Raw genomic sequence first — 26,270 nt, forward strand, 5'->3', positions numbered from 1 at the left:
GTACACTAGCGCGAGAATGTTGAGGAGTTGAATATGTCAAAGAATAGCCAACCTATCGATCGTCAGACGCTGCTGATTGAAGCCAATCGCCTTATCCGCGAGCACGAAGATACCCTGGCCGGAATTGAAGCAACGGGCGTTGAACAGCGTAACGGCGTGCTGGTTTTCAGCGGAGAGTACTTCCTGGATGAACAAGGCCTGCCGACGCCGAAAAGCACAGCCGTGTTTAATATGTTCAAGTATCTCGCCCACGAGCTATCTGAAAAGTATCACCTGGTTGACTGAGCGTAAGGCCCTGGCCTAAGCCCCAACAAAAACGCCCGGTAAACGATGTTTACCGGGCGTCGTCATTTCAGACGGAGGCCTCTTACAGCATCGGCTTCTGCCCACGCTGCCACCAGCGCATCATCAGACGATCGGCGCTTTCTGCAGCACTGCCGGTAAAGCGATCCATCATTTTTTTACGCTGAGTGTAGCGCACGTTCACCACTTCATGGTCGGCCATCAGCCCCAGCAGCAGCTCATCGCTGGTGCCCACTTCATCCACCAGCCCTTTTTCCTGCGCCAGCGAACCGTACCAGTGTTCACCGGTGGCAACCTGTTCGATGTCCAGCGACGGACGCATCGCTTTCACGAAGTCTTTAAATAAGTGGTGGGTTTCGTTGAGCTCTTCGCGGAACTTCTGTCGCCCTTCTTCGGTGTTCTCGCCCAGCAGAGTCAGCGTGCGCTTATACTGGCCGGCGGTATGCAGCTCTACGTCGATGTCTTTATTTTTCAGAAAACGGTTCAGGTTCGGGATCTGCGCCACCACGCCAATGGAACCGAGGATCGCAAACGGCGCCGCAACAATTTTGTTCGCCACGCAGGCCATCATGTAGCCGCCGCTGGCGGCGACTTTATCCACCGCCACCGTCAGTGGGATTTGCTTATCGCGGATACGCTGTAGCTGGGAAGCCGCCAGACCATAGCCGTGCACCACCCCTCCAGGACTTTCAAGACGCAGCACCACCTGATCTTGCGGAGTCGCAACCGTCAATACGGCGGTAATCTCTTCGCGCAGCGAGGCCACTTCGTGAGCGTCCATGCTGCCTTTAAAATCCAGAACCCAGGCGCGCGGCTTGCTGGATGTTGACGACTCACCCTGTTTAGCCTTCGCCTTCGCGGCTTTCGCCTCCTGCTTCAGCTTTTTCTTCTGCGCTTTCTGCCACAGCTTCTGCTGCGGGCCATCAAGCAGCGCCACGGCTAAGTCTTCCTGCATGTCCTTGTGCTGCTCGCTTAAGTTGGTGATCCGCAGCTCGCCGCGCTGCCGCTTACGCGACGTCAGATTAACAATCAGCACCGCCACCACGGCGATGGCAACGACAACGGTGACGATTTTCGCCAGAAACAGACCATACTGAAAAAGTAATTCCACACATCCACCTTGTACAAAAATCACATATTCTGTCGCTCAGTGTACAACACCGAGCCCGGCGCGTCTCGGCCCGAGTATCAGCCTTCGAGGCGGCTTCCAGATGACTTTTTTGCAAATGAAATCATTGCAAATTGTTAATCAGACGTTGTCTCTCCGGCTCGCTGATTGAAATAGCGAGCAGATTCAGGCATAAAGCCCAAAAGCCATGAAAAGTACATAAAATATGGTCAGCAAGGGCCATAGAGGAGCAACCGTGCACTATCAACCCCAGCTCGACTTGTTGCAAAACCGTATCATTCTGGTCACCGGTACCAGCGACGGCATCGGTCGGGAAGCCGCAATCACCTACGCGCGCTACGGCGCCAGCGTCATTTTACTGGGCCGCAGCGAAGAAAAATTGCGTTCAGTTGCGCAGGAAATCAGCAAAATCAGCGAATTGCCTGCCCACATTTACACGCTGGATTTGTTAACCTGCACCCCGCAGGACTGCCAGCAGCTTGCGCAGCGAATCCGTTTGCACTCCCCGCGCCTTGACGGCGTGCTGCACAACGCCGGGCTATTGGGCGACGTGGTCCCGATGGCCGAGCAGGATCCGCAGGTCTGGCAGCAGGTGATGCAGGTGAACGTCAATGGCACCTTTATGCTCACCCAGGCACTGTTGCCGCTGCTGCTGGAATCTGAAGCCGGTTCACTGGTCTTCACTTCCTCCAGCGTCGGGCGCGAGGGCCGCGCTAACTGGGGGGCCTACGCGGTGTCTAAATTCGCCACCGAAGGTATGATGCAGGTGCTGGCCGAGGAGTATCAAAGCCGCCATCTGCGCGTAAACTGCATTAACCCGGGCGGCACGCGCACTAAAATGCGCGCCAGTGCGTTCCCGACGGAAGATGCAATGAAGTTAAAAACCCCTGCCGATATTATGCCGCTTTACCTGTGGCTGATGGGCGACGATAGCCGGCGGAAAACCGGTATGACTTTTGATGCCCAGCCAGGGCGTAAACCAGGAATTGCCCAATGAGTGATGAACGTTACCGTGAACGCCAGCAGCGCGTAAAAGAGCGCGTGGCCGCCCGCGTCGCCGCCGCCCAGGATAGCCGGGGGATCGTGATCGTCTTTACCGGCAACGGCAAAGGTAAAACCACCGCCGCCTTCGGCACCGCCACCCGAGCTGTGGGCCACGGCCATAACGTCGGCGTGATTCAGTTTATTAAAGGCACGTGGCCTAACGGCGAACGTAACCTGCTTGAGCCGCTAGGCGTTGAGTTTCAGGTGATGGCGACCGGCTTTACGTGGGATACGCAGAACCGCGAAAGCGATACGGCGGCCTGCCTTGAAGTCTGGCAGCATGCCAAACGAATGCTGGCCGACGATAGCCTGGATATGGTGGTGCTCGACGAGCTGACCTATATGGTGGCCTATGATTATCTGCCGCTGGAAGAGGTGTTAACCGCGCTGAAAAGCCGCCCGCATCACCAGACGGTCATCATCACCGGTCGCGGCTGTCACCGTGACATCCTCGACTATGCCGATACGGTCAGCGAACTGCGCCCGGTAAAACACGCGTTCGAAGCCGGAATCAAGGCGCAGATTGGCATCGATTACTAAGCAGCGTGAGCCTGTCGAGCAACGCGCGGTTGAGCGGCAGGCACAGGCAATCTTCCCCTTGTGCCAGGGTACTCTCCGCCAGATTCTGACGCGAAATAAAGCGCTTTCGGTATTCGGTCGGCGTTAGGCCACAGTATTTATTAAACGCGGCGATCAGCGATTTATGCTCCTGAAAACCGCAGCTGTGGCTGATTTCCGTAATCGGCGTTCGCGTATCACGCAGCAGCGTGCGGGCTTTGTTGAGCCGCACCAGCGTCAGATACTCTTTAAAATTGTGTCGACTGACCTTTTTAAACAGCCTGGAAAACCACGAGTAGCTCATGCCGCTATGGTGGGCGACATCGCTAAGCGTCAACGGCCGGTCGAAATGCTGGTTAATGTAGTCAATGCCTTCTTTTATCATCGCCTCTTCCCGCAGCGTACTTTCCGCCCGCTGGGTAGGTTTGCCGCCGGCAACTAATGCATCCAGCAACAGGTAAATTGCCGCGATGCGCTGAAACGGCGCACGTTCATCAATAATCTGCGCCAGCAGCGCGATGAGCCGCTGAAACACCTGCCGAGCTGCGTCAGTCGGCGCCTGGCGAGATGTCCGCCAGTCCAGTACCGGCGCCGGGTGCAGCTCATCAAAAAGTCCGGGGGAAAACTGGACGGTCACCAGTTGACTCCCGTCCTCTAGCGCACTCAGCGCGTGTACCTCTTCCGCATTGATGTACAGCATCTCCCCCTGCCCGAGTTCCACATTGCGCTGACCAACCGTCAATGAAAAACGGCCGCTGAGGACGGTGATAAGCTCCGGCGCAAGATGCCAGTGGGGTTCGCAGTAGCGAACCTCCGCGGCAAATACGTTCAGCTTCTCGGCGTCGAAGGCAATCAGCTCATAGCCGCTGTGGGCCGTCTGCCGCCCGGTTTGTACCACCGGGCCCGGGTGAGTGACTGAAAAAGGAAACACGCGCGCTCTCCTGTGTACTTACGGGTAAGGCCGCCCTGCCAGTACTGCATTCAGCTCATCGCGCTCAATATCCAGCGCAAGGAACTCCGTCAATGCAATCAGCAGGCCGCAAAACAGATCCGGGGCCAGGCGAATCAGCTTTTCCCGCACCCGATCCGCAGGCAGATGGCTTTTATCGCTAATCAGCTGCACCACGCGGGCAAACGCTTCCGGCTGCTGAATCAGCTGCTGCAGCGAGTTATCGTCGCGCAACGGAACATGGCGAGCCGGGCAGTCAACGGTAAATTCCGCCTGCAACGGCAGGTCACGTGAAGAGCCGCCAATCTGGACCTGCCATGTCCCCGGGGTTACCAGCCAATCGGCCAGCCCCGGATGATAGCAAGCCAGCTCCGCAACCGGCAGCCTCAGCGTTACCCGCCGCGTTTCCCCGGCCGCCAACGCAATTTTATCAAAAGCTTTCAGGGCACGGACTTCACGAATCAGCTCGCCCTGCGGCGCGCTGACGTAAAGCTGAACGACTTCTTTACCGTCAATCTGGCCCACGTTGCTCAAATCAAATGATACCGCCAGCGTGTCCTCCGCCCCTAACCGAGTGGCCTCCAGGGTCAAATTCGCGTAGGTAAATTGCGTGTAGCTTAAGCCGAACCCGAACGGGAACAGCGGCGTCAGGCGGCGTTTATCATAGTAGCGGTAGCCAACAAACAGCCCTTCGCCGTAGTGATGGCGCAGGTTTTCCCCCGGGTAATGCAGCCAGGCGGGCGTCTCTTCCAGCGTATTTGGCACCGTCACCGTCAGCTTACCGCTGGGGTTACGCAAACCGAAGAGGATCTCGGCCACCGCGCGCCCCATGCCCTGCCCGGCGAAGAACGTCTCCAGTAGCGCCTTACATTCCCCCAGCCACGGCATCACGACCGCATCGCTGTTAGCCAGCACCACCACGACATTAGGCTGTACCGAGGCGACTTCACGGATCAACCGCTCATGCACGGCGAGAATATTCAGATCCTGGCGATCGCCGTTTTCACCGTCCTCACCGACGGCCGTGCTGACAAAAATCACCGCGACGTCAGCTTCCTGGGCCACCGCTTTCGCCTGCGCTAGCGCGGCTTCGTCACTGTGGACATCATCCGGTGCCCCTACCGCCCAGCTCACGCTGAAATCGTCCCCGGCGAGGTCAAAAATTTCGTCCAGCGGGCGGTCAAGCAGGTACGGTACCGTGGTTGCACAGCCTGAACCTTGAATAACCGGCTCCTGCGCGGGCTTGCCCAGAACGGCAATACGTCGCGTTTTTTCCGCACGCAGCGGCAGAAGATCGTGTTCATTTTTCAACAATACAATGGATTCAGCAGCCAATTGTTGAGACAGCGCGTGATGTGCAGGGAAGTCTGCCTGCACGTCAGGCCGCCGGTGACGATGTACTTTATCCAGTAGCGTCAGCATTCGCAGACAGGCTCGATCCACCACCGCCATCGGTACAGTCCCTTCCTCAATGGCCGCCAGCAGCGTCTGTTTATCGCGACGCGTTTCCGGCATGGCCAGATCGTTGCCCGCCAGCAGCGACGCCGGGCGATCTTTCACGCCGTACCAATCAGACATCACCAGACCGTCGTATCCCCACTCTTCACGCAGCACCTGCGTCAGCAGGAACGGGTCCTGAGAGGTTTGCACGCCGTTGAGGCGGTTATAGGAGGACATCACCGTCCACGGCTGCGACTTCGCAATCGCCCGCTGGAACCCCGCGAGATAGATTTCACGCAGCGCGCGTTCTTCAATAATCGAATCCATCTCGGTACGACGGTATTCCGAGTTGTTGGCAGCAAAGTGCTTGAGGCTTGCCCCCACCCCCTCATCCTGCAGGCCGTTAATCAGCGCGGCGGCAATATCGCCGCTTACAACCGGGTCTTCGGCATAATATTCATAACCGCGCCCGGCCAGCGGCGTACGGCGAATATTGATCCCCGGCCCAAGCAGAATGCCGACACCCATATGCTGGCACTCACGCCCAAGCGCCTGCCCCATTTGGTAGACCAGTTCACTGTCCCAGCTACAGGCCAGACTGGAGCCGTTCGGGAAGCAGGTTGCCGGCAGTGACGCGCTAAACAGAGCCTCACTGCCCCCTTTCGCGGCCGATTCTTCAGCGCTGGCCTGATTGGCGGTTTGCGTGATGACGGAGATGAAGTCATCCATGCTCCACTTCTCGCTACCGTCTATCTGCGCACTGCTGTAGCGCACGCCATAGGTGCCATCGGTCATCACAATGTCGCGGATGCCATGCTGTGGCAGGTTCGCCGTGCGCCACAGGCCGCTTCCGGTAAGCAGCGCAACTTTCTCTTCGGCGCTCATTGCCGTAATGATGCTGGTAAAATCACGATTCATTTCTCTGACTCCCTGAGGTTAAAGCGCATTCTGCTTACGCAGGCTGATTTTTTGTACGATGTCGCGATAGGTTTTCTCATCCAGCGCGTAACTGGCCACAAAGATGGCACCGATCGCAAACATCGCGCCGGGGAACAGCGTCATCAGAATATTGATTCCCGCCAGCGCGCTGGCGCTCACGTTAGCCGCATCGTAGTGGTAGTAATCGAGCATCCATCCGGCACAGCCGCCGCCGATAGCCATGGCAATTTTGGTGATGAAATTGAAGAAACCGTATATGGCGCCTTCCGTACGCACGCCATGGTGCCATTCAGCATACTCAACGGTATCGGCAATCATTGACCACATGGCGACGAATCCCATGCCTAGCGTAATACTGAATAAACAGACGCCGGTCATAATCAGCCAGATATTATGACCGGCAACAAAATACTGCATGAGCATCCCCAGTACGCCTATCAGCAGCGCCACCAGGGTCATTTTCTTTTTGCCCATGACGGCGATGACTTTCTCAGAAATGACGGTCCCCAAAATATAGGCCGCAGACTGGATCATAAAGAAAGAGGAGGTAAAACCTTCATTACCAATAATGTATTTAATAAAGTAGATAGCAATCGCCATCCAGACCGTATAGGCAATATAGAAAAAGACGGTAAACAGAGACAGGTTAATCAACGGCGCATTCCCCATTACCGCACGGAACATTTCACGCAGCGTTGGCGCGGGCGTATCTTCCTCTGCCCCCACGCGCTCTTTGGTCATGCCAAAGCAGGCCAGGAACAAAAACGTCGCCAGCAGCGCAAAACAGGAAACGGCAAAAACGTAGCCCATTTGCTTGTCATCAAACGGAGAAATCAGAATATCTGCAGTCGTTGATACAATCAGATAGCCGACAATCGCCAGCACGAAGCGATATACGGACAGCGATGAACGCGAGGATTCATGCTGCGTTAAGCGGTTAGTCATGGCCGAATACGGCGTATTGACGGCGGTATACGCCAGGCAATAAAGGGTATACGAGCACAGCGCAAACCAGAATTTCACCTCACCGCCAAACGGCAGAAAGCAGAGTACGGTTAATAACCCAAGGGGGATTGAACCATATAATAACCAGGGGCGAAGCTTGCCGTAACGGCTGTGGGTTTTATCAATCGCAAAGCCAATCAGAATATTGAAAATGGCGTCAACCACCCGCGCAATCACAAATATCAGGCTCGCCTGAACGGCGCTAATGCCGTAGATGTTGGTATAGAAAAATAATAAAAAGAGCGAAACAAAACCGAAGGATAAATTAGAGGCAAAATCGCCAAAGCCATAGCCAATTTTTTCTTTTACGCCGATAACCACATAGCTTGCCGAGAGTTTTTGGGTTGTTTCCATTTCGGGCTACCTGTTTAAGTAATCTGTAGCGACAGTATATGGCGGGGGTTATTTTATCACTTTGCGTTCTTTGTCTGGGGAATTCCTGTTTTTTGTCTTTATACAGAAGTGTGAATGCAATCACAGGAGAGAATGAAAACGAGAAGATGGTTCCGGCGGACGCCCGCCGGAACCTACGTCATTACCCTTTCGGGTTGTTACGCGTGCTGGAACGACGGTTGCCGCCGTTACCGCTATTGCCGGTGGTCGCATGGCGCTTCACGGCGCGACGAATCTGGTTGGCCTTCATACGGCGACGGTCTTTTTCCACCGCCACTTTTGAGGACGTTTCTGCCGGCAGTTCAACCAGCTCACGCAGATAGTTGGTCTGCGCCAAATCCAGCTCAGTCCAGCCGCCGCGCGGCAGGCCTTTCGGCAGCGGAATGTCGCCGTAGCGGACGCGAATCAGTCGGCTAACCTGTACGCCAACGGCTTCCCACAGGCGTCGTACTTCACGGTTACGGCCTTCAGTCAGGGTCACGTTGTACCACTGGTTGATACCTTCACCACCGCTGAATTTAATAGTTTTGAACGCCGCCGGGCCATCTTCCAACTGCACGCCGCGGGAAAGCTGACGCACCTTATTGTCATCGACCTCACCGAACACACGTACCGCGTACTCACGTTCAACTTCACGGCTTGGGTGCATCAGGCGATTAGCCAGCTCACCGTCGGTAGTAAACAGCAACAGACCACAGGTGTTGACGTCCAGACGCCCCACGGCAATCCAGCGTGCGCCACGCAGTTTAGGCAGGCGATCGAACACGGTCGGACGCCCTTCCGGATCGTTACGCGTACACAGTTCACCTTCCGGCTTGTAATAAGCCAGAACGCGACAAATTTGTTCTACGGATTCTTTAACGGAGATCAGATGCCCGTCGATACGAATTTTGAGACCAGGGATGACTTCAACGCGATCGCCCAGCTTGGCGATTTTGCCGTCGACGCTCACGCGGCCCGCTTCAATAATCGTTTCAATTTCACGACGGGAGCCGTGGCCAGCGCGTGCCAGCACTTTTTGCAGTTTTTCGCTTTTATCGCTCATTGAGCTTCCTTCAGGTGTCGCCTTCACAGGCGTCTTAGAGACTTCATTAGCCGCGCGGGAAGTATACACCGGGCCGCATAAACAGGCCGGCAGCGGCGCTTTACAACAGCGCAGGCTACCCGCCCAGAATGGTGACCGCACATACTACACGAATTTTAGAAGAAATGGGCAGCTTGTTCCTGCCCTTTTCTACCGCGCGCGACATAATAGCGTCTGAATGAAGCAAAAGCGTCGCCGCCCGCTACAGGGTTTGCATCATCTCGAACCACTCTTCGCCACCGTGGGTCGAATCGGAGCGCTTAAGGAATTGATAGCCAAAACGCTTATACATCTCCAGGTACTGGGCCTTACACATCAGATAAATGGCCGTTTTTCCCTGCTGACGCAAGTGGGCGATAAAGGCCTGCATCATTTGCGTCGACAGCCCCTGGCCCTGATAATCCGGATGCAGCACGACGGACATAATGACCGCATTGGGTGCCGCCGGATCGTGGCCGACCAGCTCTTTAAAAGCCTCATCCGACATCACCACCTCCCAGGCGCAGCCGGCATTAATAAAGCCGATCACTTCTCCGCGCTGCTCCATACACAAAAAGCCCTGTGGATAGCGGGCGATACGTATGGCGATTTTTTCCCGGGTTGCCGCCTCGTCGGCCGGATAGGCCGCCGATTCGATTTCATAACAGCGGTCAATATCCGCCGCGGTCGCCTGACGAAAAGTCACGTGTGACACAATGCCTCCTGATTAACGCACTCCGATAAGAAGTCGCTATTTTAGCGCTGACATGATATGAACACGCTGCATTCTTTTCACTACCAAACTGAATATCATGCATCATAATCTTCGCCTGCTCGATCTCAATCTGCTGCTGGTGTTCGACGCACTTTACCGGCTTGGCAGCGTGACGGAAGCCGCCAGCGACCTCGCCATCAGCCCATCGGCTTTTAGCCATGCGCTCGCGCGTTTGCGTGTTGCGTTAGAGGATCCGCTCTTCGTCCGCCAGAACAGCCAGATGCAGCCCACGCCAAGAGCCGACGCGCTTTTTCCCGCGATCTCCCGTGCGTTGGAAACGCTCAATGGGGAATTGGGGAAAGTCGACAGCTTCGATCCCGCCACCAGCACTCAGACCTTTACCTTTGCGGCTACCGATTATACCGCCGCCGTTTTCTTTCCCGAACTGATTGCCCGCCTGCAGGCCGCTGCGCCGGGAATTCGTGTCCGTATCATCTATTCACGGGAATATGATGCGCTGGAAGACTTACTCGCAGGGCGCGTTAATTTCGCGGTGGGATTTGAAGAGGAAAAAGTTCAACCGCGCCACGGCCTGGCGTCGCTGGCGCTGTTTACCGATGATTATGTTGTTGCGGTGCGTAAAGGGCATCCGCTGGCGGGAGAGACGCTGACCCCAGAAACGTATCTCCAGCTCGGTCACGTGGTCGTTAGCCCATGGAACGAGCACCACCGTCCGATTGACAGCTACCTGCTATCACGCCACGTCAGCCGCAATACGGTGGTAGAGCTGCCAAGCGTTATGTCGGCGCCGTTCATCGTCAGTCGAACCGATCTGGCGATTACCCTACCGCGCCGTGGTGTGCATCAACTGTTTGATACCCGCCAGCTGGCGCTACACGCACCGCCATTCCCTATTCCACCGTATACGCTAAAAGTCTATTACCGCCCGTCCAACGGACAGGCAAAAGCACAGCAGTGGATGCTGGCGCAGATTGCGGCCTTGAAATAGCAATAACCCGGCGGGCGCCGGGTTATAAGAAGCATTACAGGAACGGTTTAACGTCCCCCACGCCTTCACGCACCACCACCGGTGCATCTTCGGTAAGGTCGATAACCGTAGTCGGCTGCTGTCCGAGATAGCCACCGTGAATGATCAGATCGACCACTTTCTCGAGGCGATCTTTAATCTCTTCCGGATCAGACTCGGTAAACTCACTGCCTGGCAGCATCAGCGAGGTAGAGAGCATCGGCTCGCCTAAGGTTTCGAGCAGCGCCTGCGCGATCGGGTTGGACGGCACGCGCATCCCGATGGTTTTACGCTTCTCCTGCAACAGCCGACGCGGTACCTCTTTCGTCCCTTTCAGGATAAACGTGTAGTTACCCGGCGTGTTGTTTTTCATCAGGCGAAACGCCACGTTGTCGACGTAGGAATAGGTCGACAGCTCGGACAGATCGCGACACATCAGCGTAAAGTTGTGGCCGTCCGGCAGTTGACGAATGCGGCAGATACGCTCCATCGCGCCTTTATCTTCAATTTTGCAGCCCAGCGCGTAGCCGGAGTCGGTTGGGTAGACGATAACGCCGCCCTTACGCACAATTTCGACCGCCTGGTTAATCAGACGCGCCTGCGGGTTATCCGGATGGATATAAAAAAACTGACTCATGCTTCCCTCTCAGTTGTATTCTGCGGCTGTTCCCAGCGCTGCCAGACGCCCTCGACGCCCGCCGGGAGCCACAGTTTGCGGCCCAGCTCAATCCACGGGCAGGGTTGATGGAAATCCGACCCCTGTGACGCCAGTAATCCGTATTCACGGGCATAGGTGGCAAGCTGAGCGCGCTCGTGAGGCGCCTGCTGGCACTGGGCCACTTCCATCGCGTCACCGCCGTGTTCACTGAAGTGTGCCAGCAGTCTTTTCAGCCACTTGGCGGACAAATTGTACCGCCCCGGATGGGCCAGTACGGCGACCCCACCCGAATGATGAATGACATCAATAGCTTCCCTTATTGTACACCACTGTGGCGGAACGTAACCGGTTTTCCCTCGCGCGAGATATTTTTTGAAGACATCGCCGATATTGCTGGCCTTGCCCTGCTCGACCAGAAAACGGGCAAAGTGGCCGCGGGTAACCGCTCCGCCGTCGGCCAGCGCCAGCGCCGCTTCCCACGCGCCGGGGATATGCGCCTTTTCCAGGCGCTCGGCAATCATCATGCCACGCTGCTGGCGGCGTTCGATCTGGGCGCGTAAAAACGCCGTCAACGCCGGGTCAGCAATATCAATATTCAGCCCGACGATATGAATTTCGTGATTTTCCCACAGCGTCGAAATTTCAACGCCGGTAATTAACGTTAACGGCAGCCCGGCGCGGGCAATTTCTGCCCGCGCGCGCGGAATGGCGTCAACGGTATCATGATCGGTGATGGCGAGCGTCCCCACGCGCATCTCCCCGGCGCGGTGCACCAGTTCTTCCGGCGTCAGGCGGCCATCAGAGGCGAGAGTATGGCTGTGCAGATCGTAAATCACTGCGTAATTGGTGTCGCTCAAAACGGCTTCCTTTGTGCTACTCAGAGTTATTCGCGACCTATCATAGCGGGAATACGGGAAATTCTAAAATCAGGGGTTGACTTTGCCTTCATGAACTAGTTAACTAGTACGCAAGTTCACTTAGTAAAGGTATCTGCAAATGGCTCGCAAAATGATTGCTCTGCACGGCGGTTGGTGGCGTACTTCCCTATAGGGCGAAGTCATCACGTCTGCGTTACGCATACAGATACCAGCCCGCCAATGAGCGGGCTTTTTATTAAGCAAAGATTATACAGAACAGGCGAGAACAACGATGCAAACACCAAAACCCATGCTCGAGCTTCTGACCAGTGACGCGATTTACCGTGAAAACCCAACCGCACTGTTTCACCAACTCTGCGCGAAGCGCCCGGCCACGCTGCTGCTTGAATCAGCCGACATTGACAGTAAAAACGATTTAAAAAGCCTGCTGCTGGTGGATAGCGCACTGCGCATCACCGCGCTGGGCGATACCGTCACCCTTCAGGCGCTCTCCGCCAACGGCGCGTCTCTGCTGCCGCTGCTGGACGCGGTACTGCCCGCAGGCGTTGAGAATACGCATCAGCCTGACGGCCGCGTCCTGCGCTTCCCGGCGGTCAGTGCGCTGCTGGATGAAGATGCCCGCCTGTGCTCGCTGTCGGTCTTCGACGCCTTCCGTCTGTTACAAACGCTGGTCAACGTGCCGCAGAACGAACGCGAAGCCATGTTCTTTGGCGGCCTGTTCGCCTACGACCTGGTTGCCGGGTTTGAAGATTTACCGCATCTTGACAGCGACACCGCCTGCCCGGACTACTGTTTCTACCTGGCAGAAACGCTGCTGGTGATCGACCATCAGACCAAAAGCACCCGCATTCAGGCCAGCCTGTTTACGCCATCAGCAGCGGAAAAAGATCGCCTGCTTGAGCGTATTGCCCAGGTTCGCCAGCAGCTCAATGAGCCGCCGTCGGCGCTACCGGTAGAAGAAATCAGCACCATGCGCTGTGAAACTAACCAAAGCGATGAAGAGTACGGCGACGTCGTGCGCAAGATGCAAAAAGCGATTCGCGCCGGGGAAATTTTCCAGGTGGTGCCGTCTCGCCGCTTCTCACTGCCCTGCCCCTCACCGCTGGCGGCCTACGACGTGCTGAAGAAGAGCAACCCGAGCCCGTACATGTTCTTTATGCAGGACAACGACTTCACCCTGTTCGGCGCATCGCCGGAAAGTTCGCTGAAGTACGATGCTACCAGCCGCCAGATTGAAATTTATCCGATTGCCGGTACCCGTCCGCGCGGCCGTCGCGCCGACGGTTCGCTGGATCGCGACCTCGACAGCCGTATTGAGCTGGAGATGCGCACCGACCACAAAGAGCTGTCGGAGCACTTAATGCTGGTTGACCTCGCGCGTAACGATCTGGCGCGCATCTGCACCCCGGGCAGCCGCTACGTCGCGGACCTGACCAAAGTTGATCGCTACTCGTTCGTCATGCATCTCGTCTCCCGCGTGGTCGGCGAGCTGCGTAAAGATCTCGACGTGCTGCACGCGTATCGCGCCTGCATGAACATGGGCACCCTTAGCGGGGCACCGAAAGTGCGCGCGATGCAGCTGATTGCCGCCGCCGAAGGCAAGCGCCGCGGCAGCTACGGCGGTGCGGTGGGCTACTTCACCGCACACGGCGACCTGGACACTTGTATTGTTATTCGCTCTGCGTTTGTTGAAAACGGTATCGCCACCGTTCAGGCTGGCGCAGGCGTGGTTCTGGATTCCATCCCGCAGTCTGAAGCCGATGAAACCCGTAATAAAGCGCGCGCGGTGCTGCGTGCCATTGCCACCGCGCATCATGCACAGGAGATTTTCTGATGGCTGACATTCTGCTGCTCGATAACATCGACTCATTTACCTATAACCTGGCAGATCAGCTGCGCGCGAACGGGCATAACGTGGTCATTTACCGTAATCACGTTCCAGCTCAGACCTTAATCGACCGTCTCGGCACTATGGATAACCCGGTGCTGATGCTCTCCCCGGGGCCGGGGGCGCCGTCCGAAGCCGGCTGCATGCCGGAGCTGCTGACCCGTATGCGCGGCAAGCTGCCGATTATCGGCATCTGCCTCGGCCATCAGGCCATCGTGGAAGCCTACGGCGGCTACGTCGGCCAGGCCGGCGAAATTCTGCATGGCAAAGCGTCCAGCATTGAGCACGACGGCCAGGCCATGTTTGAAGGCTTAAGCAATCCGCTACCGGTAGCGCGCTACCACTCGCTGGTCGGCAGCAACATTCCGGCCGGCTTGACCATCAACGCCCACTTTAATGGCATGGTGATGGCGGTTCGTCACGATGCCGATCGCGTCTGCGGCTTTCAGTTCCATCCGGAGTCCATCCTGACTACCCAGGGTGCGCGTCTGCTGGAACAAACGCTGGCATGGGCGTTGCAGAAGCTGGAGCAGAGCAACACCATCCAGCCGATTCTGGAAAAACTGTATCAGGCACAAACGCTGAGCCAGCAGGAAAGCCACGTACTGTTTTCCGCCGTGGTGCGCGGCGAAGTGAAACCGGAGCAACTGGCCGCCGCGCTGGTCAGTATGAAAATTCGCGGCGAGAGCCCGAACGAAATCGCCGGCGCCGCCACCGCGCTGCTGGAGAACGCCGCGCCGTTCCCACGCCCGGACTATCCGTTTGCCGATATTGTCGGCACCGGCGGTGATGGCAGCAACAGCATTAACATCTCTACCGCCAGCGCTTTTGTGGCCGCGGCCTGTGGTCTGAAGGTCGCCAAGCACGGTAACCGCAGCGTCTCCAGTAAATCAGGCTCGTCAGACCTGCTGGCGGCATTTGGTATCAATCTCGACATGAACGCCGACAAGTCTCGCGCGGCGTTGGACGAACTGGGCGTCTGTTTCCTGTTCGCACCGAAGTATCACACCGGTTTCCGCTACGCCATGCCGGTTCGCCAGCAGTTGAAAACCCGCACCTTGTTTAACGTGCTGGGGCCACTGATTAACCCGGCGCACCCGCCGCTGGCGCTGATCGGCGTTTACAGCCCGGAGCTGGTGCTGCCGATTGCCGAGACTCTGCGTGTGCTGGGTTATGAGCGTGCGGCGGTGGTACACAGCGGCGGCATGGATGAAGTGTCGCTGCATGCACCGACCGTGGTTGCCGAGCTGAACCATGGCGAAATCAAAAGCTATCAGCTGACTGCCGACGACTTCGGCCTCAAGCCCTACCACCAGGCCGAGCTGGCGGGCGGTACGCCGGAAGAAAACCGTGACATTCTGACGCGCTTGCTACAAGGTAAAGGCGAGACCGCGCATGAGTCCGCCGTCGCGGTAAACGTCGCCATGTTGATGCGCCTGTACGGTCATGAAGACCTGAAGGCGAACGTCAAGAAAGTGCTGGACGTGCTACACAGCGGTGCAGCCTACGACCGCGTAACCGCATTAGCGGCAAGAGGATAAGAAATGCAGACCGTATTAGCAAAAATCGTTGCCGATAAAGCGATTTGGGTAGAAGCCCGCAAACAACAACAACCGTTAGCCTCGTTCCAGAACGACGTGCAGCCGAGCCAGCGTCATTTTTATGATGCGCTCAGCGGCACCCGCACCGCGTTTATTCTGGAGTGCAAAAAAGCCTCTCCGTCAAAAGGGGTCATTCGCGATGATTTCGATCCGGCACGTATTGCCAACGTTTACAAGCATTACGCCTCCGCCATTTCGGTACTGACCGATGAAAAGTACTTCCAGGGCAGCTTTGATTTTCTGCCGATCGTCAGCGGTATCGCACCGCAACCGATTCTGTGCAAAGACTTTATTATCGACGCCTATCAGATTTATCTGGCGCGTTTCTACCAGGCGGACGCCTGTCTGCTGATGCTCTCCGTGCTGGACGATGAACAGTATCGTCAGCTGTCCGCGGTGGCGCATAGCCTGAACATGGGCGTGCTGACCGAGGTGAGCAATGAAGAAGAGCTTGAGCGCGCCATTGCGCTGAAGGCAAAAGTCGTCGGCATCAACAACCGCGACCTGCGCGATCTCTCCATCGACCTCAACCGTACCCGCCAGTTGGCACCGCGTTTGGGTCACGAGGTCACCGTCATCAGCGAATCCGGTATCAACACGAATGCCCAGGTTCGTGAGCTGGCCCATTACGCCAACGGTTTCCTGATCGGTTCAGCGATGATGGCGCACGATGACCTCAACGCGGCGGTCCGCCGCGTACTGCTGGGGGAGAATAAAGTCTGCGGGCTGACCCGCGCGCAGGATGCCCAGGCGGCCTATGAAGCGGGCGCTATTTATGGCGGACTGATTTTTGTCCCCACTTCACCGCGCGCGGTAAGCGTTGAGCAGGCTCGCGAGGTTATCGCCGCCGCGCCGCTGAGCTACGTCGGAGTATTCCGCAATGCCCCGGTTGCGGAGGTTGTTGGTCGCGCGACTGCGCTTTCCCTGCGTGCGGTACAGCTGCACGGTGATGAAGAACAGGCCTACATCGATGACCTGCGCGCCGCGCTACCGGCCGATGTACAAATCTGGAAAGCGCTGAGCGTCACCAATGCACTGCCGCCGCGCAGCCTGAAGCACGTCGACAGATATCTGTTCGACAACGGCCAGGGCGGCACCGGCCAGCGGTTTGATTGGTCACTGTTACAAGGTCAGGATCTGAGCAATGTGATGCTGGCCGGTGGGTTAAGCGCAGACAACTGCGTAGATGCAGCCAAAAGCGGCTGCGTCGGGCTGGATTTCAATTCAGGTGTCGAGTCAAAACCGGGTATTAAAGATGCCAGCAAACTGGCCTCGGTGTTTCAGACGCTGCGCGCATATTAAGGAGCAAGAATGAGTACTTTACTGAACCCCTACTTCGGCGAATTTGGCGGCATGTACGTTCCGCAGATTCTGATGCCCGCCCTGCGCCAGCTGGAAGAAGCGTTTGTCAGCGCGCAGAAGGATCCCGAATTTCAGGCCGAATTTACCGACCTGCTGAAAAACTACGCCGGTCGTCCGACTGCGCTGACCAAGTGCCGCAACCTGACGGCAGGCACCAAAACCACGCTGTACCTCAAGCGTGAAGATCTGCTGCACGGCGGCGCGCACAAAACCAACCAGGTTCTGGGTCAGGCGCTGCTGGCAAAACGCATGGGTAAAACCGAAATTATCGCCGAAACCGGTGCTGGTCAGCACGGCGTAGCCTCCGCGCTCGCCTGTGCCCTGCTCGGTCTGAAGTGCCGCATCTATATGGGCGCGAAAGATATCGAACGTCAGTCGCCGAACGTTTTCCGTATGCGCCTGATGGGGGCAGAGGTTATTGCAGTACACAGCGGCTCCGCGACGCTGAAAGATGCCTGTAACGAAGCGCTGCGCGACTGGTCTGGCAGCTATGAAACCGCGCACTATATGCTCGGCACCGCAGCAGGCCCGCACCCGTTCCCAACCATCGTGCGTGAATTCCAGCGCATGATTGGTGAAGAGACCAAAGTGCAAATCCGTGAAAAAGAAGGTCGTCTGCCGGATGCGGTTATTGCCTGCGTCGGCGGCGGTTCTAACGCCATCGGTATGTTCGCCGACTTCATCGATGAAACCAGCGTTGGTCTGATTGGCGTTGAGCCAGCCGGTCACGGTATTGAAACCGGCGAACACGGCGCGCCGCTGAAACACGGCCGTGTCGGCATCTACTTTGGTATGAAATCGCCGATGATGCAGACTGATGAAGGCCAGATTGAAGAGTCTTACTCAATCTCTGCGGGTCTGGACTTCCCGTCCGTTGGGCCGCAGCACGCCTTCCTGAACAGCATTGGCCGTGCTGAATACGTCTCGATTACCGATAACGAAGCGCTGGATGCGTTCAAGGAACTCAGCCGCCATGAAGGGATTATCCCGGCGCTGGAGTCCTCCCACGCCCTGGCCCACGCGCTGAAAATGATGCGTGAAAACCCAGAAAAAGAGCAGCTGCTGGTCGTAAACCTGTCCGGGCGCGGCGACAAAGACATCTTTACCGTACACGATATTCTGAAAGCGCGAGGGGAAATCTGATGGAACGCTATGACAACCTGTTTGCTCAACTGAAGGCCCGCAAGGAAGGCGCGTTTGTTCCCTTCGTCACCTTAGGCGATCCGAATCCGGAACAATCACTGAAAATCATTGATGCGCTGATTGAAGGCGGTGCCGATGCGCTTGAGCTGGGTATTCCGTTCTCCGATCCGCTGGCCGATGGCCCAACCATCCAGAACGCGACCCTGCGTGCGTTTGCTTCTGGCGTCACGCCGACTCAGTGCTTTGAGATGCTGGCGGCTATTCGCCAGAAGCACCCGACGATTCCGATTGGCCTGCTGATGTACGCCAACCTGGTGTTCAACCGCGGCATTGACGAGTTCTACGCCGAATGCGCGCGCGTAGGCGTCGACTCCGTACTGGTCGCCGATGTGCCGGTGGAAGAGTCCGCGCCGTTCCGTCAGGCCGCCATGCGTCATAACGTGGCACCGATTTTCATCTGCCCGCCGAACGCTGACGACGAGCTGCTGCGTCAGATCGCCGAACACGGTCGTGGTTACACTTATCTGCTCTCCCGTGCGGGCGTGACGGGTACCGAAACCCGCGCCGCCCTGCCGCTGCACCACCTGGTGGCGAAACTGGCAGAGTACAACGCCGCGCCGCCGCTGCAGGGCTTTGGTATCTCTGCGCCGGATCAGGTATCCGCATCGATTGAAGCCGGTGCCGCCGGGGCTATCTCGGGCTCCGCCATTGTCAAAATCATTGAGCGTAACGTCGACAATCCGCAGGCAATGCTGGATGAGCTTTCACGCTTTGTGGCCCGTATGAAAGCGGCCACCAAATTGGCGTAACGCCTCAAGCCGCCTGACGCTCGTCGGGCGGCTTATTGCTGTTGCAGGCTGTCGGCGTATTTGCGCGTCAGCGTAAACAGCGTCTGTACCTCTTCCGGCGACCAGTTCTCCAGTACCCGATTCATCAGCGTCTGCCGCGCGACCGCTATCTGCGCAAAAATCGCCTGCCCCTGCTCGCTCAGCGTCACTTCGCTAATCCGCCTGTCGCGTTCGTTCGGCTGCTTATGTGCCAGCCCCTGAGCTTCAAGCTTCTTCACCTGGCGGCTGACGGTGGTGTAATCCCGCCCGATGTTATCCGCCAGCTCCACCACGCCTATCGGCCCACAGCGACCAATCGCCACCAGCAGCGGAAACAGCAGCTGTTCAAGCTGAACGCCCGCCGCCTGTAACAGCTGCTCGTCGCGGGCCGGCTGATTCATGACGCCGATAATATCCAGCAGCGCACCGTGGAAGTCCGTGATGTCATAATTATTATGTGCATATTGCATATATTTTCCAACCAAGTATAGTGCCGTTATCTGATATGTGCATTTTACACATAATTATCTTCTGGAGACACCTTTATGCAAGCAGCCGTCGTTTTTGACCTTGACCAGGGCCCGGTATGGGCCGATTTTGATGAACCGCCGGTGGGCGATGAACAGACGCGGATTCGCGTCCGTGCCGCCGCCATCAGCCACGTCGTGAAAAGCCGCGCCTCGGGTAAACATTACAGCTTTGACGGCAGGTTGCCGTTTGTCGTCGGCATCGACGGCACCGGCACGCTCCCTTCCGGTGAACGAGTCTATTTTGCCTTTCAAACCGCGCCGTGGGGCAGCATGGCGCAGTACGCCCCTGTTGACCGTCAGAACTGCTTTGCGTTGCCGGACGACCTGGACGATATCACCGCCGCGGCGATGGCCAATCCAGGCATGTCCGCCTGGGCGGCGCTGGTGAAGCGCGCGAATTTCCGGGCCGGTGAAACCGTACTGGTCAACGGCGCAACCGGCAGCGCCGGACAGCTAGCGGTGCAAATTGCCCGCCATCTCGGGGCCAGCAAAGTGATCGCTACCGGGCGTAACCCCAGCGCACTGGCGGCACTGGACGCTGATGTCAGCATCCTGCTCACCGGAGATGACACCACCCTCAGCGCCGAATTCGCCGTTCAGGCCAACCTGGGGATTGATGTCGTCGTCGATTATCTCTGGGGGCACAGCGCGGAACTGATGCTGCCGGCGCTGGCGAAATACAGCCGCGGCCACACCCCCATTCGTTACGTACAGGTCGGGTCACTCGCGGGAAGCGACATTGCGCTTAACGGCGCGATACTGCGATCCGCCCCGCTGCAGCTAATGGGAAGCGGGATTGGCAGCCTGCCAATGTCGCAGCTGTTACAGGCGACCGGCGAGATGCTGAATGCGGCGGTTGCGGGCGGATTTACCATCGCCACCACGCCCGTGCCGCTGCAAAACGTTGCCACAGCCTGGTCACTGGACAATAGTCTGAAACGGACGGTCTTCACCCTCGGATAAAAAAATCGCTTTCACACAAAAAATAGGGTTGATATCTTAAATGAGAAATATTATCTTTCTCATTACCGAGTAGTTGAGCAAATCACTCAGGTATTCGGTACGACATTGCTCACATTGCTTCCAGTATTTTTGCCCGCATCCGATGCGGGCTTTTTTTTCGCCCGAAACGCTACGCCTGGCGTAACTGACCTTCCCACTAACAATGACCTCCGCAGTAAAGCCTGGCATCGTAGGATGAAAAAATCACCGTCTCGCTGGGCATGGCGCTGACGCCGGGTCCGAATATGATCTACCTGATTCCGCGTTCTATCGCCCAAGGGCGCGCGGCCAGGCTGGCGGTGAAAATCACTACCGAGGCCTGCCGCTAGAAAAACATCCCGACCGCATAAATTGCCGCCGGGAACGCCTTAGAAGCGATAACCCGCCGAGAACATAAACACCCACGGATCCAGTCGGGTACTGACGCTCTGGTTCACGCCATTGTGTTTAAACTTCACGTTGGTGTCGATATCCATGTACCAGACGGACATGTTGATCAGCCAGTCGCGGTTGATCAGATAATCCAGCCCCACCTGCCCGGCCGCGCCCCAGGAATCGTCAAGACTGAGATCCGACAGCCCCGCCTCTTTACCGGTTTTATTGAAATCATTATCAAAGAAGGTGGTGTAGTTAATACCCGCGCCAATATAAGGACGGAATTTGCTCTGCGCGTCGCCAAAGTACCACTGCGCCATCAGCGTCGGCGGTAAATGATGGACAGTGGCGATATCGCCGGTAGGGCCCGTGCCAACCTTATGACGGAACGGCGTGGCGGCCAGCAGTTCAATACCAATATTGTCAGTCGCCATATAGGTAAAGGTTAAGCCTAACTGGGTGTTATTACTGACGTTAAAGCTTCCCAGACTGCCGAGGACGCTATCCGATCCTTCCGTAGGACGTACCGTTGCCGAACCCGCACGAATAAAAAACTCGCCGGCTTCATGCGCCCAGGCGCCGCCGGAAACAGTACTTAACGCCAATGCAACCGCTGCTAACTTTTTCATATCCACTTCCTCATTATGGTTTTTCAAGCGCGGCAAATATACCCACAATGAGTTACTTTTGATCCGTCACGGATCACACAAAGTCATTAGATTTAACATTTGTTAATCCAGATCAATTTTGTGGCTTTATGTCACAACCGTTATTAATAGCCATATCAATTTTATTGATTTGTCGGAAAATTTTTTTTGTCTCCTCTTGTCGGCTTCTCAGCGGCTGGATAATTTAGGACACGACAATATTGTTGATGCGTTTTGATCAGGTGTAATCATGAGTGAAATCAACCCGTGCATGACGTGCGGTGCCTGTTGTGCGTATTTTCGAGTCTCTTTTTACTGGGCAGAAGGTGATGATGCAGGTGGCCCCGTCCCCGCGCAGCTTACTGAGCCTGTTACCCCCTTTTTGCGCTGTATGACCGGCACTAACCAGCGTCAGCCGCGCTGCTCGGCCCTTTCGGGCACGATAGGCGATTCCGTCAGTTGTACTATCTATGCTCACCGTCCCTCTCCGTGCCGCGAGTTCGCGATGTCCGGTGAGAACGGCGAACTCAACGAAGCGTGCAATCGAGCCCGCGCGCGATACGGCCTGCCGCCGCTGGAACCTCTTTACAAAGATATACTTAGCGGAGCTGGCGCAGAGGCTGCTACGCAGGCGCGATTTGCGGTACAATTGCCGGCTAATTAACACCTGCAATACTCAAGGAGAGTGCATGTCTATCACGGCGCAGTCTGTATACCGTGACACGGGTAATTTTTTCCGCAATCAGTTCGTCACCATTTTACTGATTGCCTTGCTCTGTTCATTTATCACGGTGGTGCTTGGCCATGCCTTTTCCCCCAGCGATGAACAGCTGGCGACGCTGACAACCGGCGATCATCTCGCCGGCAGTACGGGGCTGTTTGATTTGGTTCAGAACATGACGCCGGAGCAACAGCAGATCCTGCTGCGCTCCTCTGCGGCATCGACCTTTGCCGGGCTGATTGGTAATGCCATCCTTGCGGGCGGTATTCTGCTGATGATTCAGCTCATCTCTGCCGGGCAGCCGGTGAGCGCGCTTCGCGCCATTGGCGCCAGCGCGCCGGTGCTGCCGAAGCTGCTGGTGCTGATTTTATCAGTACCTTCCTCGTCCAGATGGGCGTCATGCTGATCGTGGTGCCGGGCATTTTGCTGGCTATCGTGCTGGCGTTCGCGCCGGTCATGCTGGTCCAGGACAAGCTGGGTGTCTTTGCCGCCATTCGGCACAGTACCCGACTCGGCTGGGCTAATATGCGCCTGATTGCGCCCGCCGTCGTGGGCTGGATGCTGGCAAAAACGCTGCTGCTGCTGTTTGCATCAAGCTTTGCCTTCCTGACGCCGTACCTTGGCGCCGTAGTGGTTAATGCGCTCAGTAACCTGGTTTCCGCCCTGTTGCTGATCTATTTATTCCGCGTGTATATGCTTATTCGTCAATAATCTGATGCCGCCCGCTGGCGGGCGGCGCTGAACTACGGAATCGAAGTATGAAGCAGTTTCTGGATTTCTTACCGCTGGTTGTCTTTTTCGCTTTTTATAAAATTTATGATATCTATGCGGCAACCGGCGCGCTGATTGTCGCCACTGCCGTGGTCCTGATTTACAGCTGGGTGCGCTATCGCAAAGTCGAAAAAATGGCCCTGATCACCTTTATCGTGGTGGCGTTCTTCGGCGGTTTGACCATTTTCTTCCACAACGACGAGTTCATTAAGTGGAAGGTGACGGTGATTTACGCCCTGTTCGCCGGCGCGCTGCTGGTGAGCCAGTGGGTAATGAAAAAGCCGCTGATTCAGCGCATGCTCGGCAAAGAGATTACCCTGCCGGCCGCGGTCTGGTCGAAGCTGAACCTCGCCTGGGCGGTGTTTTTCATCCTCTGCGGGCTGGCAAATATTTATATCGCCTTCTGGTTACCGCAAAACATTTGGGTAAACTTTAAGGTGTTTGGCCTGACGGCGTTGACGCTGGTATTCACCGTACTGAGCGGCGTGTACATCTATCGTCATATGCCACAAGACGACCACAAGTAAGCACAGAGAATAAGAATGACACTACAGAATGACGCTCCGCAGGGAGAGCTGGTATTACGTACGCTAGCCATGCCTGCGGATACCAATGCCAACGGCGATATTTTTGGCGGTTGGCTAATGTCACAAATGGATATTGGCGGCGCCATTATGGCGAAGGAAGTGGCCCACGGCCGCGTGGTGACGGTACGGGTCGACGGCATGACGTTTTTGCGCCCGGTCGCGGTCGGCGACGTAGTGTGCTGCTACGCACGCTGCGTCAAGCGCGGCAATACGTCGGTCACCATCAATATTGAAGTCTGGGTCAAGAAGGTTTCATCAGAACCGATTGGCCAGCGCTATAAAGCCACCGAGGCGCTGTTTATCTACGTTGCGGTCGACCCTCAGGGCAAACCGCGCGCCATTCCCGCTGCATAAAACAATAGGCCCGGCAATGAATCGCCGGGCCTATTGTTTGTCGACCGGATACGGTCAGATGACCGAATAGCGGCGTAAACGCCCTATCCGGCCTGCATTAGAGAAAACCCAGCACCTTCAGAACGAAATAACCGATCGCGATGACGATAATCGGCAAAATATACAGCGGGAAGAACTGCACAAAAATCGTATGGCGAGGTACCTCTACCCGCGCCTCCAGCGCTTCACGGCTCAGCCCTTCCGCCCCTTTCGCTTTCTCCAGGATGAGCTGATCGTTCACCCCTTCGCGCAGAAACTTCGCCTGACGCGCCATCCGCGCCCCGGAATCCTGCAGCGCCAGCGCCACAAAGATCAGCGCAAAGATAATCCAGAACATAATATTCAGCCCGTTTTGAAAGTCCGGCTGCGGCGAGTTGTACCAGAACAGATTCAAAAACGGCGTATTGAAACGCATCATGTCGACCATCACGTGTACGAAATCCATCATGACGGCATCGATCCCCGGCTGCTTTGCACTGTGCTCGTACATGAATTTCAGCACGGAAATCAGCGTAGAGATAAGCGCAGGAATAAATATCACCCACCCGGCGATACGCTTGAGGATGGCAATGCGTCCAGCTTGTTGATACGTCATGAGTTCCCCTTGTTAAGACGCCTGAATCTCGGGCTAAGTGCTTATGAAGTCTACCTGCTGAAGGCGACTTTCGCCCGACTTTACGCGCGATATGATATACCATTAAGCCGCATTCGTTACCCTAAAGGAGAGGTAGTTATGTCCGCCGAGCGTCAAATACGCGCCGCTATTTTCGATATGGATGGCTTACTGATCGATTCTGAGCCGCTGTGGGATCGCGCCGAACACGAAGTACTGAGCGAACTGGGTGTCGATTTCTCCCGCCGACACGAGCTTCCTGACACCCGCGGTTTGCGCATCGACCTGGTGGTGGATCTGTGGTTCGGTCAACAACCCTGGAGCGGCCCGGACCGCGCGACGGTCGTTGAACGCATGATTGCCCGAGTGATTGCGCTGGTTGAGCAAACGCGTCCACTGCTGCCGGGGGTACGCGAAGCCGTCGCCCTGTGTAAAGCGCAGGGGCTAAAAGTGGGCCTCGCCTCGGCCTCTCCGCTGTATATGCTGGAAAAAGTGCTGACCATGTTCGACCTGCGTGACCAGTTCGATGCGCTCGCTTCCGCCGACAGCCTGCCCTACAGCAAACCGCACCCGCTGGTGTATCTCAACTGTGCGGCGGCGCTAGGCGTTGACCCGCTGTGCTGCGTGGCGCTGGAAGATTCCGTGAACGGCATGGTTGCCAGCAAGGCCGCCCGCATGCGCTCGATTGTCGTGCCTGCCGCAGAAAGCCAGCTCGACCCGCGTTTTGCGCTTGCCGACGTTAAACTGACGTCGCTGGAATATCTGACCCGCGAAAATCTGTGCGGCTAATGATAATGCGGGCACCAATTGTGCCCGCAAATGCCAACCCAATCATAAAAATGAAACGCTGTTTTATTTTTATTTGAAATTTCTGCTATGCCCTTCTATGCTCTAGCCCTGTAAGTCTTCTCATAACGATAAAAACCAAATACAGGGGTCGAAATCATGCTTCATACTTTCAATCTGCAAGGTAAAGTCGCGCTGGTGACCGGGTGTGATAAAGGTCTTGGTCAAGGGATGGCGCTGGGGCTGGCGGAAGCCGGCTGCGATATCGTGAGCGTCAGCCGCAGTATCCCGCAGGAAACCGCAGAAAAAGTGGCCGCGCTGGGCCGCCGGATGTTTGCTATTCAGGCCGATCTCAGCCGACCTGAGGGGATCGCCGATATCGTGCCGGCCGCCGTTGCTGCCGCTGGCCGCATCGATATTCTGGTGAATAACGCCGGGACTATCCGTCGCGAAGATGCGCTGAGCTTCAGCGAAAAAGACTGGGACGACGTCATGAACCTGAATCTGAAATCCGTATTCTTCCTTTCCCAGTCGGTAGCAAAGCAGTTCCTGAGCCAGGGCAGCGGCGGCAAGATTATCAATATTGCGTCAATGCTCTCTTTCCAGGGCGGCATCCGTGTGCCATCCTACACCGCCTCCAAAAGCGGCGTATTAGGTATCACCCGCCTGCTGGCTAACGAATGGGCGCAGCATGGCATCAACGTTAACGCCATCGCCCCGGGCTACATGGCGACCAGCAACACCGAGGCGCTGCGTGATGACGTCGAGCGCAATAAAGCCATCCTCGAACGCATTCCCGCCGGTCGCTGGGGAACGCCGGACGATCTCAAAGGCCCGGTGGTGTTTCTTGCCTCGCCGGCATCAGACTACATCAATGGCTATACGATAGCCGTAGACGGTGGCTGGCTGGCACGTTAATTTTT

26 protein-coding genes, 2 pseudogenes and 1 other annotated feature are annotated in these 26,270 nt (G+C 56.5%); of the genes and pseudogenes, 17 read left to right on the forward strand and 11 right to left on the reverse strand.

The features are described from left to right. The first annotated feature begins 33 nt into the window (after positions 1-33). Entirely contained in the window at positions 34-285 is a 252-nt protein-coding gene (locus H7R76_RS13775) for a YciN family protein (RefSeq protein ID WP_106929037.1), read from the forward strand. Between the two features lie 82 nt (positions 286-367). Here the strand turns inward: H7R76_RS13775 and sohB are convergent, their stop codons facing one another. Then, positions 368-1,414, reverse strand: a complete 1,047-nt coding sequence (sohB, locus tag H7R76_RS13780) for a protease SohB (protein ID WP_182929037.1) — start codon at positions 1,412-1,414, stop codon at positions 368-370. 253 nt (positions 1,415-1,667) lie between these two features. Here sohB and H7R76_RS13785 point away from each other — a divergent pair, with 253 nt between their 5' ends. After that, entirely contained in the window at positions 1,668-2,429 is a 762-nt protein-coding gene (locus tag H7R76_RS13785) for a YciK family oxidoreductase (RefSeq protein ID WP_182965535.1), read from the forward strand. Beyond that, positions 2,426-3,016: a cob(I)yrinic acid a,c-diamide adenosyltransferase gene (cobO, locus tag H7R76_RS13790; protein WP_106929043.1), complete on the forward strand. Its 591-nt coding sequence runs from the start codon at positions 2,426-2,428 to the stop codon at positions 3,014-3,016. The genes H7R76_RS13785 and cobO overlap by 4 nt, the downstream gene beginning before the upstream one ends. Here cobO and H7R76_RS13795 read toward each other — a convergent pair. The 5 genes from H7R76_RS13795 to H7R76_RS13815 all read right to left on the reverse strand — a co-directional run bounded on the left by H7R76_RS13795 (position 2,988) and on the right by H7R76_RS13815 (position 9,538). Further along, positions 2,988-3,965, reverse strand: coding sequence for a helix-turn-helix transcriptional regulator (locus H7R76_RS13795; protein ID WP_106929044.1), 978 nt, complete (start codon positions 3,963-3,965; stop codon positions 2,988-2,990). The genes cobO and H7R76_RS13795 overlap by 29 nt on opposite strands. Positions 3,966-3,983: 18 nt before the next feature. Beyond that, positions 3,984-6,341 carry a beta-glucosidase gene (locus tag H7R76_RS13800; RefSeq protein ID WP_182965537.1) on the reverse strand — a complete coding sequence of 786 codons (2,358 nt, stop codon included), beginning with the start codon at positions 6,339-6,341 and terminating at the stop codon, positions 3,984-3,986. 18 nt (positions 6,342-6,359) lie between these two features. Continuing rightward, entirely contained in the window at positions 6,360-7,721 is a 1,362-nt protein-coding gene (locus H7R76_RS13805; RefSeq protein ID WP_182965539.1) for an MFS transporter, read from the reverse strand. A gap of 181 nt (positions 7,722-7,902) precedes the next feature. Further along, positions 7,903-8,805, reverse strand: coding sequence for a 23S rRNA pseudouridine(2605) synthase RluB (rluB, locus tag H7R76_RS13810; RefSeq protein ID WP_106929050.1), 903 nt, complete (start codon positions 8,803-8,805; stop codon positions 7,903-7,905). Positions 8,806-9,046: 241 nt separating this feature from the next. After that, positions 9,047-9,538: a GNAT family N-acetyltransferase gene (locus tag H7R76_RS13815; protein ID WP_106926593.1), complete on the reverse strand. Its 492-nt coding sequence runs from the start codon at positions 9,536-9,538 to the stop codon at positions 9,047-9,049. Between the two features lie 97 nt (positions 9,539-9,635). Between H7R76_RS13815 and H7R76_RS13820 the strand changes: the two genes are divergently transcribed. After that, complete coding sequence (locus tag H7R76_RS13820) at positions 9,636-10,547, forward strand: LysR family transcriptional regulator (RefSeq protein WP_197975070.1); 912 nt, start codon at positions 9,636-9,638, stop codon at positions 10,545-10,547. A gap of 34 nt (positions 10,548-10,581) precedes the next feature. Here the strand turns inward: H7R76_RS13820 and H7R76_RS13825 are convergent, their stop codons facing one another. Next, on the reverse strand, positions 10,582-11,202 hold the full coding sequence (locus H7R76_RS13825) for an L-threonylcarbamoyladenylate synthase (protein WP_106926591.1): 621 nt from the start codon (positions 11,200-11,202) through the stop codon (positions 10,582-10,584). Next, positions 11,199-12,080, reverse strand: coding sequence for an RNase RNM (rnm, locus tag H7R76_RS13830; protein ID WP_106926589.1), 882 nt, complete (start codon positions 12,078-12,080; stop codon positions 11,199-11,201). Before rnm ends, H7R76_RS13825 begins: the two co-directional genes overlap by 4 nt. 166 nt (positions 12,081-12,246) lie before the next feature. Then, positions 12,247-12,338 (forward strand) — a sequence feature (Trp leader region). A 34-nt stretch (positions 12,339-12,372) separates the two neighbouring features. Between rnm and H7R76_RS13835 the strand changes: the two genes are divergently transcribed. The 5 genes from H7R76_RS13835 to trpA are packed head-to-tail and all read left to right on the forward strand — an operon-like array spanning position 12,373 to position 18,904. Beyond that, positions 12,373-13,935 carry an anthranilate synthase component 1 gene (locus H7R76_RS13835; RefSeq protein WP_106926587.1) on the forward strand — a complete coding sequence of 521 codons (1,563 nt, stop codon included), beginning with the start codon at positions 12,373-12,375 and terminating at the stop codon, positions 13,933-13,935. Next, positions 13,935-15,530, forward strand: a complete 1,596-nt coding sequence (trpD, locus tag H7R76_RS13840; protein ID WP_106926585.1) for a bifunctional anthranilate synthase glutamate amidotransferase component TrpG/anthranilate phosphoribosyltransferase TrpD — start codon at positions 13,935-13,937, stop codon at positions 15,528-15,530. Before H7R76_RS13835 ends, trpD begins: the two co-directional genes overlap by 1 nt. Positions 15,531-15,533: 3 nt before the next feature. Next, entirely contained in the window at positions 15,534-16,892 is a 1,359-nt protein-coding gene (trpCF, locus tag H7R76_RS13845) for a bifunctional indole-3-glycerol-phosphate synthase TrpC/phosphoribosylanthranilate isomerase TrpF (protein WP_106926583.1), read from the forward strand. Positions 16,893-16,901: 9 nt separating this feature from the next. Further along, positions 16,902-18,095, forward strand: coding sequence for a tryptophan synthase subunit beta (trpB, locus tag H7R76_RS13850; protein WP_106926581.1), 1,194 nt, complete (start codon positions 16,902-16,904; stop codon positions 18,093-18,095). Next, positions 18,095-18,904, forward strand: coding sequence for a tryptophan synthase subunit alpha (gene trpA / locus H7R76_RS13855; protein ID WP_182965540.1), 810 nt, complete (start codon positions 18,095-18,097; stop codon positions 18,902-18,904). Before trpB ends, trpA begins: the two co-directional genes overlap by 1 nt. Positions 18,905-18,936: 32 nt before the next feature. On the opposite strand, the gene H7R76_RS13860 is transcribed toward trpA, so the two are convergent. Beyond that, positions 18,937-19,392: a MarR family winged helix-turn-helix transcriptional regulator gene (locus H7R76_RS13860; RefSeq protein WP_182965542.1), complete on the reverse strand. Its 456-nt coding sequence runs from the start codon at positions 19,390-19,392 to the stop codon at positions 18,937-18,939. Positions 19,393-19,467: 75 nt separating this feature from the next. Between H7R76_RS13860 and H7R76_RS13865 the strand changes: the two genes are divergently transcribed. Further along, on the forward strand, positions 19,468-20,415 hold the full coding sequence (locus H7R76_RS13865) for a quinone oxidoreductase family protein (protein WP_182965544.1): 948 nt from the start codon (positions 19,468-19,470) through the stop codon (positions 20,413-20,415). Between the two features lie 260 nt (positions 20,416-20,675). Next, a pseudogene (locus H7R76_RS13870) lies at positions 20,676-20,750 on the forward strand (LysE family translocator); the annotation flags it as partial. A 72-nt stretch (positions 20,751-20,822) separates the two neighbouring features. Here H7R76_RS13870 and ompW read toward each other — a convergent pair. Next, positions 20,823-21,458: an outer membrane protein OmpW gene (gene ompW, locus H7R76_RS13875; protein ID WP_106926573.1), complete on the reverse strand. Its 636-nt coding sequence runs from the start codon at positions 21,456-21,458 to the stop codon at positions 20,823-20,825. Between the two features lie 268 nt (positions 21,459-21,726). Between ompW and H7R76_RS13880 the strand changes: the two genes are divergently transcribed. From H7R76_RS13880 to yciA, 4 genes and pseudogenes are all read left to right on the forward strand, one after another. Next, positions 21,727-22,140, forward strand: coding sequence for a YkgJ family cysteine cluster protein (locus H7R76_RS13880; protein ID WP_182965546.1), 414 nt, complete (start codon positions 21,727-21,729; stop codon positions 22,138-22,140). 25 nt (positions 22,141-22,165) lie between these two features. Then, a pseudogene (locus tag H7R76_RS13885) lies at positions 22,166-22,908 on the forward strand (YciC family protein). A gap of 47 nt (positions 22,909-22,955) precedes the next feature. Beyond that, positions 22,956-23,495 carry a septation protein A gene (locus tag H7R76_RS13890; protein ID WP_106926569.1) on the forward strand — a complete coding sequence of 180 codons (540 nt, stop codon included), beginning with the start codon at positions 22,956-22,958 and terminating at the stop codon, positions 23,493-23,495. Positions 23,496-23,510: 15 nt separating this feature from the next. Further along, on the forward strand, positions 23,511-23,909 hold the full coding sequence (gene yciA / locus H7R76_RS13895; protein ID WP_106926567.1) for an acyl-CoA thioester hydrolase YciA: 399 nt from the start codon (positions 23,511-23,513) through the stop codon (positions 23,907-23,909). Positions 23,910-24,006: 97 nt separating this feature from the next. On the opposite strand, the gene H7R76_RS13900 is transcribed toward yciA, so the two are convergent. Beyond that, a complete protein-coding gene (locus H7R76_RS13900) occupies positions 24,007-24,543 on the reverse strand; it encodes a YniB family protein (RefSeq protein WP_182929048.1) in 537 nt (178 codons plus the stop codon). Between the two features lie 138 nt (positions 24,544-24,681). Between H7R76_RS13900 and hxpB the strand changes: the two genes are divergently transcribed. Continuing rightward, positions 24,682-25,350 (forward strand): hexitol phosphatase HxpB, encoded by a 669-nt coding sequence (gene hxpB / locus H7R76_RS13905; protein ID WP_106926563.1) that lies wholly within the window; start codon positions 24,682-24,684, stop codon positions 25,348-25,350. Positions 25,351-25,506: 156 nt separating this feature from the next. Further along, positions 25,507-26,265, forward strand: a complete 759-nt coding sequence (gene kduD, locus H7R76_RS13910) for a 2-dehydro-3-deoxy-D-gluconate 5-dehydrogenase KduD (RefSeq protein WP_374956738.1) — start codon at positions 25,507-25,509, stop codon at positions 26,263-26,265. Positions 26,266-26,270: the final 5 nt, after the last annotated feature.

Source organism: Klebsiella sp. WP8-S18-ESBL-06 (assembly GCF_014169755.1).
GTDB lineage: Bacteria > Pseudomonadota > Gammaproteobacteria > Enterobacterales > Enterobacteriaceae > Kluyvera > Kluyvera ascorbata_B.

What these genes read in the sequence shown, in the direction of transcription:
- H7R76_RS13775 (WP_106929037.1), top strand. Translation starts at nt 34, where the DNA reads ATGTCAAAGAATAGCCAACCTATCGATCGTCAGACGCTGCTGATTGAA.
- cobO (WP_106929043.1), top strand. Translation starts at nt 2,426, where the DNA reads ATGAGTGATGAACGTTACCGTGAACGCCAGCAGCGCGTAAAAGAGCGC.
- H7R76_RS13800 (WP_182965537.1), bottom strand. Translation starts at nt 6,341, where the DNA reads ATGAATCGTGATTTTACCAGCATCATTACGGCAATGAGCGCCGAAGAG.
- H7R76_RS13805 (WP_182965539.1), bottom strand. Translation starts at nt 7,721, where the DNA reads ATGGAAACAACCCAAAAACTCTCGGCAAGCTATGTGGTTATCGGCGTA.
- rluB (WP_106929050.1), bottom strand. Translation starts at nt 8,805, where the DNA reads ATGAGCGATAAAAGCGAAAAACTGCAAAAAGTGCTGGCACGCGCTGGC.
- H7R76_RS13820 (WP_197975070.1), top strand. Translation starts at nt 9,636, where the DNA reads ATGCATCATAATCTTCGCCTGCTCGATCTCAATCTGCTGCTGGTGTTC.
- H7R76_RS13825 (WP_106926591.1), bottom strand. Translation starts at nt 11,202, where the DNA reads ATGAGTCAGTTTTTTTATATCCATCCGGATAACCCGCAGGCGCGTCTG.
- H7R76_RS13835 (WP_106926587.1), top strand. Translation starts at nt 12,373, where the DNA reads ATGCAAACACCAAAACCCATGCTCGAGCTTCTGACCAGTGACGCGATT.
- trpD (WP_106926585.1), top strand. Translation starts at nt 13,935, where the DNA reads ATGGCTGACATTCTGCTGCTCGATAACATCGACTCATTTACCTATAAC.
- trpCF (WP_106926583.1), top strand. Translation starts at nt 15,534, where the DNA reads ATGCAGACCGTATTAGCAAAAATCGTTGCCGATAAAGCGATTTGGGTA.
- trpB (WP_106926581.1), top strand. Translation starts at nt 16,902, where the DNA reads ATGAGTACTTTACTGAACCCCTACTTCGGCGAATTTGGCGGCATGTAC.
- trpA (WP_182965540.1), top strand. Translation starts at nt 18,095, where the DNA reads ATGGAACGCTATGACAACCTGTTTGCTCAACTGAAGGCCCGCAAGGAA.
- H7R76_RS13860 (WP_182965542.1), bottom strand. Translation starts at nt 19,392, where the DNA reads ATGCAATATGCACATAATAATTATGACATCACGGACTTCCACGGTGCG.
- H7R76_RS13865 (WP_182965544.1), top strand. Translation starts at nt 19,468, where the DNA reads ATGCAAGCAGCCGTCGTTTTTGACCTTGACCAGGGCCCGGTATGGGCC.
- ompW (WP_106926573.1), bottom strand. Translation starts at nt 21,458, where the DNA reads ATGAAAAAGTTAGCAGCGGTTGCATTGGCGTTAAGTACTGTTTCCGGC.
- H7R76_RS13880 (WP_182965546.1), top strand. Translation starts at nt 21,727, where the DNA reads ATGAGTGAAATCAACCCGTGCATGACGTGCGGTGCCTGTTGTGCGTAT.
- H7R76_RS13890 (WP_106926569.1), top strand. Translation starts at nt 22,956, where the DNA reads ATGAAGCAGTTTCTGGATTTCTTACCGCTGGTTGTCTTTTTCGCTTTT.
- yciA (WP_106926567.1), top strand. Translation starts at nt 23,511, where the DNA reads ATGACACTACAGAATGACGCTCCGCAGGGAGAGCTGGTATTACGTACG.
- H7R76_RS13900 (WP_182929048.1), bottom strand. Translation starts at nt 24,543, where the DNA reads ATGACGTATCAACAAGCTGGACGCATTGCCATCCTCAAGCGTATCGCC.
- hxpB (WP_106926563.1), top strand. Translation starts at nt 24,682, where the DNA reads ATGTCCGCCGAGCGTCAAATACGCGCCGCTATTTTCGATATGGATGGC.
- kduD (WP_374956738.1), top strand. Translation starts at nt 25,507, where the DNA reads ATGCTTCATACTTTCAATCTGCAAGGTAAAGTCGCGCTGGTGACCGGG.